Source organism: Streptomyces sp. NPDC051214, assembly GCF_040682375.1.
GTDB lineage: Bacteria > Actinomycetota > Actinomycetes > Streptomycetales > Streptomycetaceae > Streptomyces.
Genome location: NZ_JBFBAT010000002.1, coordinates 214,061 through 220,060, shown reverse-complemented (window position 1 = coordinate 220,060; position 6,000 = coordinate 214,061). Strand labels below are relative to the sequence as shown.

Sequence of the window (6,000 nt, the reverse complement as noted above, 5' to 3'; positions counted from 1 at the left end):
CGCTGTCCGCTCAGCGTCTGCGGGCGGCCCGCAGGCGCCGGGTGCCCACGACGAGTGCCCAGCCCCCGGCGAACAGCGCACCGGCGACGGCACTGACGCCGAGCAGGGCGCGGGGTCCGGTGGCGGCGAGTTCGAGGGCGCCGTCGGAGTCGGAGTGCGCACGCCCGCCGCCGCTGCCACCGCCACTGCCACTGTCGGTGCCGCTGCCGGTGTCGGGGGTTTCGCCCGAGCCGGTCTCAGCGCTGTCCGAACGGGAGTCCTCGCCGTCACCGTCGTCGATACCGAAGGGATAATCCTGCGACTCGCCCACCCAGTCGCCGTCGTCGGCACGGCGCTGTACGACCGCGGCGGAGATGACGGCGCGTTCGGAGTGGGCCTCTGAGGTGAAGGAGAGCCGCACCTTGACGGTGAGGGTCCGCCCCGCCTCGACCGTGAACCCGGGGAATCCGTCGTCGAAGACGCCGATGTTCTCGTCCCGGTCGGTCCGCTCGAACTTGACGGGCCGCCAGCGCGTGCCGTCATGGAACTCGAACTGGACCTGCCGGGGCCGTAGCTCGCGCTCTTTGTCGACGATGACGACGACCGGGTGGATGTTCCCGCAGACACCGCGGGTGGTGTTGTCCAACTCGACGCCCCACCGCCGAAAGCCGCCCCCGGCCTCGTAGTCCGCGGGCCCACCCCGAATCCGAGTCCCAATGGGAAAGCCTTGACCGTTGGGGTCGGAGCAGGTGGGGGGCTGGGCTGCGGTGATTGCCGCGGGCTGCTGTACGGAGACGCCAGCCGGCACCCGCTGCCCGACGACGACCGCCGCCGGCCCTGAGGCGGCAGCCACTGGGCCTGAGGCGGCAGCCACTGGAACCGCTCCGGGCGCGAGGGCGAGGACGGCGACGGCGACGGCTGCGGCGGCGATGCCGGAGGCGAGCGGGCGGCGGAGTCGCATGCGTGGCCTTTGCTGAGCGCGGAGCGGGCGGGAGCGGGAACGGGGCCATAAGACAGGGATCATGGCCCGCGAGACTGCCACGCCCCCACCCCACCCCCACCCACGCCACAGCCCCGCACGCCCGACTGGACCACGCAAGTACGCCCTATCAGCCGATATTCGGGTAATGGGGTTTCCGGGGTGTGCGCCGCCCTACCTCCGGCTACCTCGGCGTTCGAGAAGAAGCCGGGGCAGGGCAGGGCCCCCGGGCAACCACGGGGCGGACAGTCCTGAGATGCGGTCAGTCCCGGGATGCCGGCACGCCACGCGGCGCAGCCGCGTATGTGCCGCGAGCCGATGAAGCATCGGGGCTTCGGGAGACCTGCTAGACCGGGCGACTCGGTACACCGGGGACACCCGGGAGACCGGGAAAACCCGGGACACCGGGACACCCTGGAGGCCGGGAGGCCGGGAGGCCGGGAGGCCGGGAGGCCGGGAGGCCGGGAGGCCGGGAGGCCGGGAGGCCGGGAGGCCGGGAGGCCGGCGAGACCGGGAGACCGGGAGGCCGGGAGGCCGGCGAGACCGGGAGACCGGGAGGCCGGCGAGACCGGGAGGCCGGCGAGACCGGGAGGCCGGTGAGACCGGTGAGACCGGGAGGCCGGTGAGACCGGGAGGCCCGGGACACCCGGGGACACCGGGGAGGCCGGGGAGGCCGGGGAGGCCGGGGACACCGGGGACACCGGGAGACCGGGGGAGGCCCGGGACACCGGGAGGCCCGGGAGACCGGCGACAGGACCGCAAGCCCAGCCCCACCCCCACGCGAAAGCCGAGACCGGGGCAAAAGCCCACGCAGCCCAGGGACACGGCCACGCCACGCGGCGCAGCCGCGCATGTGCCGTCGCCACAGACGTACCGTCGCCCCAGACGTGCCGTAGCCGCAGACGCGCCGCAGCCCCAGACGTGCCGCAGCCGGATTGCAGGCAGAGGCGGGGGATCGCCCCTGCCTCCGCCCTCGTTGCCGAGGCCCTGCGCCCCGCCCCTGCGCCCCGCCCCTGGGCTCCGCCCCCCTACCCCCGCCCCACCGGAAACGCCACGTCCGCCCTGCCGAAGAGGGGGGCGAGGACCAGTTGGGCCGCGCCCTCCGCCACTGCTCGGTCGCCCCCGGGGGCCACCGCGACCGGGACCTCCGTGCCGCCGCCCCTCCTCGCGCGCTCGGTGACGACCGCGCCCACCCCCCGTACGAAGCGTTCCTCGTCGGCCAGGACCGCTCGGCCGCCGAGCAGCACGAGGTCGATGTCGAGCAGGCCGACCAGGTTGCCCGCCCCCACCCCCAGGACCCGCGCCGCCTCGTCCAGATCGCCCCGCGCCACCGCCGCCAGGCACAGCGCCTCGACGCAGCCGTGGTCGCCGCACCCGCACCGCGGGCCGTCCAGCTGGATCACCTGGTGGCCGAACTCGCCCGCCCCCGTCCGCGCCCCGCGGTAGAGACCGCCGCCCAGGACGAGGCCCGCGCCCAGGCCCGTACCGAGGTGCAGATACGCGAAAGACTCCGCCTCCCCGCCCAGCGCGAGGCCGAGCGCGGCGGCGTTGGTGTCCTTGTCCACGACCACCGGCAGCCCGAGCCGCCCGGCGAACACGTCCCGCAGCGGGAAGCCGTCCCACGCCGGAAACCCGGTCACGCGGTGCAGCACCCCGGCCGAGTGATCGAGCGGACCGGGCAGCGCGATGCCCACACCGAGCAGGCCGGAGCCGAGCGCGTCGGTGCCGAGCGAGTCGGTGCCGAGCGGGTCGGACCCGAGCAGGTCGGTGCCGAGCGCGTCGGTGGCGAGCAGGTCGGTGGCCAGCGCGTCGGTGCCGAGCAGGCCGGTGGCGGACCGCGCGATCTGCTTGGCATCGGCACCGGCATCCGGCCCCCCGGCCAGCCCCCGCACCACCTCCCCCACCACCCCCACCGCCACATCCACCACCGCCTCCGCACCGGCGGCGAAATCCAGCGGTGCCCGGCGTTCCGCGACCACGTGGCCCGTCAGGTCGGCGAGCACCGCCGTCAGCTCGTCGCGGTCCAGGTGGAGGCCTATCGCGTGGCCCGCGTCCGGGACGAGCCGCAGCAGCGTGCGCGGCTTGCCGCCCGTGGAGGCGCGCCGGCCCGCCTCCCCCACGAGACCCTCCGCACGCAGCCGCGCGGTGATCTTGCTGACGGCCTGCGGCGTGAGGCCCGTACGCTCGGCCAGTTCGAGACGGCTGATCCCGGCGTCGCCCGCCCTGCGCAGCAGGTCGAGCACGAGGGCGGCGTTGTGCCCGCGCAACGCGGGCAGGTTCACTCCGGCGCCCGCCCTGCGCCCGCCACCGGTGTTCTCGTCCCTCGCATCAGTGCTGTTCACACCCCCATTGTCGTACGCGCTTGCGCTTTGGCAACACCGTTGCTTAAGTGGAAACCATGACTGGTACAGGCACAGGCACAGGCTCCCCGCTACGCGTCGCCCTCATCGGATACGGCCTCGCGGGCTCCGTCTTCCACGCCCCGCTGATCGCCGCCACCGAGGGCCTCGTCCTCGACACGGTCGTCACGTCGAACCCCGAGCGGCAGGCGCAGGCCCGCGCCGAGTTCGGTGACGCGCTGAACTTCGCCGCCTCGGCCGACGACCTCTGGGCCCGCGCGGACGAGCTGGACCTGGTGGTGATCGCGTCCCCGAACAAGACGCACGTCGCGCTCGCGACGGCTGCCCTCAAGGCGGGCCTCCCGGTCGTCGTGGACAAGCCGATCGCGGGCACCGCAGCCGAGGCCCGCGAGCTCGCGGCACTCGCCGACGACCGCGGCCTGCTCCTCTCCGTCTTCCAGAACCGCCGCTGGGACAACGACTTCCGCACCCTCCAAAAGCTCATCGCCGACGGCGAGCTCGGCGACATCTACCGCTTCGAGTCCCGCTTCGAGCGGTGGCGCCCGCAGCCCAAGGGCGGCTGGCGCGAGTCCGGAAACCCCGAAGAGATCGGAGGTCTGCTCTACGACCTCGGGTCCCACGTCGTCGATCAGGCACTGGTGCTCTTCGGCCCCGCCAAGTCCGTGTACGCCGAGTCCGACGTCCGCCGCCCCGGCGCCGAGGCCGACGACGACACCTTCATCGCGATCACGCACGAGAGCGGCGTCCGCTCACATCTGTACGTGAGCGCCACCACCGCCCAGCTCGGCCCCCGCTTCCGTGCGCTCGGCTCGGCGGCGGGCTATGTGAAGTACGGCCTCGACCCGCAGGAAGCCGCGCTGCGCGACGGCAAGCGCCCGTCGAGCGAGGCCAGTTGGGGCGAGGAGCTCGAATGCATGTGGGGCCGCGTCGGCTCCGGCGAGTCCCCGCTGACCGGCGGCGGCGCCCCGGTCAAGACGCTGCCGGGCGACTACCCCGCGTACTACGCGGCCGTGACGGCGGCCCTCCGCGGCACCGGCCACAACCCGGTCTCCGCGCACGAGGCCGCCTCGGCGCTCGACGTCCTGGAGGCGGCGCGCCGCTCGGCCCGCGACGGTGTGACGGTGGTCGTATGACGACGCCCAGCAGCGCAACGCCCAGCAGCACAACACCCAGCAGCACAACGCCCGCCGCACCGACCGTGGACGAGCTCGAAGCACAGGAACTGCGCCTGGTCCTCCCCCACTTCACGTACGAGGACGCATGGGCGCTCGGCAGCCTCCTGGTCGAGCTGGCCCGTGAGCGCCAGGCTCCGGTGGCCATCGACATCACCCGCGGCGGCCAGCAGCTCTTCCACGCGGCGCTGCCCGGATCCACCCCGGACAACGACGCCTGGATCGCGCGCAAGCGCCGGGTCGTCGAGCGCTACGGCTGCTCGTCGTTCCTGGTCGGCACGCGTTTCCGCGCCAAGGGGACGACGTTCGAGGAGTCCTCGCGCCTGGACCCGGACGTGTACGCGGCCCATGGCGGCGCGTTCCCGATCGCGGTGCGGGGAGCGGGCGTGATCGGCACGGTGGTGGTCTCCGGCCTTCCGCAGGCGGCGGACCACGCGCTGGTGGTGGAGGCGCTGGAGCGGTTCGCGCCGTAGCGGCGCGGGGAACTGCGCGACCAGCCACAACGCACCCGCAGGTGGAGTCGGCGAGGGCCACGCCGACTCCACCCGGGGCACGAAGATTCCGCCCGCGCCCCCCGCCGCGCCCCCGCACCCGCACCCGCACCCGCACCCGAAGGGCTACGCCTGCTTCAGTTCCTGCCGCTGCCGGCCCAGCCCCTCGATCTCCAGCTCCACCACATCACCGGCCCGCAGATACGGCTTCGGCTCCGGCTGCCCCATGGCCACACCCGCCGGCGTACCGGTGTTGATGACGTCACCCGGGTACAGGGTCATGAACTGGCTGACGTAGCGCACCACTTCGGCCACCGGGAAGATCTGCTGGGCAGTGGTCCCGTCCTGCTTCAGCTCGTCGTTGACCCAGAGCTTCAGGGACAGCGCCTGCGGGTCGGGCACCTCGTCCTTCGTCACGAGCCACGGACCCAGCGGGTTGAACGTCTCGCAGTTCTTGCCCTTGTCCCACGTACCGCCGCGCTCGATCTGGAACTCGCGCTCCGACACGTCGTGCGACACCGCGTACCCGGCGACGTGCGCGAGCGCCTCCTCGTCGGACTCCAGGTAGCGCGCGGTGCGCCCGATGACGATCGCGAGCTCGACCTCCCAGTCGGTCTTGACCGACTTGCGCGGTACGAGCACGGTGTCGTCCGGTCCGACCACCGTGTCCGCGGCCTTGAAGAAGATGACGGGTTCGGTGGGCGGCGTGGCCCCGGTCTCGGCTGCGTGGTCGTGGTAGTTGAGCCCGATACACACGACTTTCCCGATGCGGCCCACCGGCGGCCCGACCCGCAGCCCCTGCGCGTCGAGCACGGGCAGCTCGCCCGCATCGGCGGCGGCCCGGACCCGGTCGAGGGCGGCCGGGTCGGCGAGCAGCGCCCCGTCGATGTCCGTGACGGTCCCCGACAGGTCCCGCAGCGCGCCCTCGGCGTCGAGCAGCGCCGGGCGCTCGGCCCCCGCCGTACCGACTCGCAGCAGCTTCATGGTCATTCTCCCTTGGTCGAGCGCGCCCACTCACA

5 protein-coding genes are annotated in these 6,000 nt (G+C 73.7%); 2 read left to right on the top strand and 3 right to left on the bottom strand.

Going from position 1 to position 6,000, the window contains the following annotated elements; genetic code table 11:
* Positions 1 to 10: 10 nt before the first annotated feature.
* Complete coding sequence (locus AB0M70_RS05450) at positions 11 to 625, bottom strand: hypothetical protein (protein WP_365816627.1); 615 nt, start codon at positions 623 to 625, stop codon at positions 11 to 13.
* A 1,361-nt stretch (positions 626 to 1,986) separates the two neighbouring features.
* Positions 1,987 to 3,300: an ROK family protein gene (locus tag AB0M70_RS05445; RefSeq protein ID WP_365816625.1), complete on the bottom strand. Its 1,314-nt coding sequence runs from the start codon at positions 3,298 to 3,300 to the stop codon at positions 1,987 to 1,989.
* Between the two features lie 56 nt (positions 3,301 to 3,356).
* Here AB0M70_RS05445 and AB0M70_RS05440 point away from each other — a divergent pair, with 56 nt between their 5' ends.
* Positions 3,357 to 4,451 (top strand): Gfo/Idh/MocA family oxidoreductase, encoded by a 1,095-nt coding sequence (locus AB0M70_RS05440; RefSeq protein WP_365816623.1) that lies wholly within the window; start codon positions 3,357 to 3,359, stop codon positions 4,449 to 4,451.
* Positions 4,448 to 4,963 (top strand): heme-degrading domain-containing protein, encoded by a 516-nt coding sequence (locus AB0M70_RS05435; RefSeq protein ID WP_365816621.1) that lies wholly within the window; start codon positions 4,448 to 4,450, stop codon positions 4,961 to 4,963. Before AB0M70_RS05440 ends, AB0M70_RS05435 begins: the two co-directional genes overlap by 4 nt.
* Before the next feature lie 144 nt (positions 4,964 to 5,107).
* On the opposite strand, the gene AB0M70_RS05430 is transcribed toward AB0M70_RS05435, so the two are convergent.
* Positions 5,108 to 5,965: a fumarylacetoacetate hydrolase family protein gene (locus tag AB0M70_RS05430; RefSeq protein ID WP_365816619.1), complete on the bottom strand. Its 858-nt coding sequence runs from the start codon at positions 5,963 to 5,965 to the stop codon at positions 5,108 to 5,110.
* Between the last annotated feature and the right edge of the window lie 35 nt (positions 5,966 to 6,000).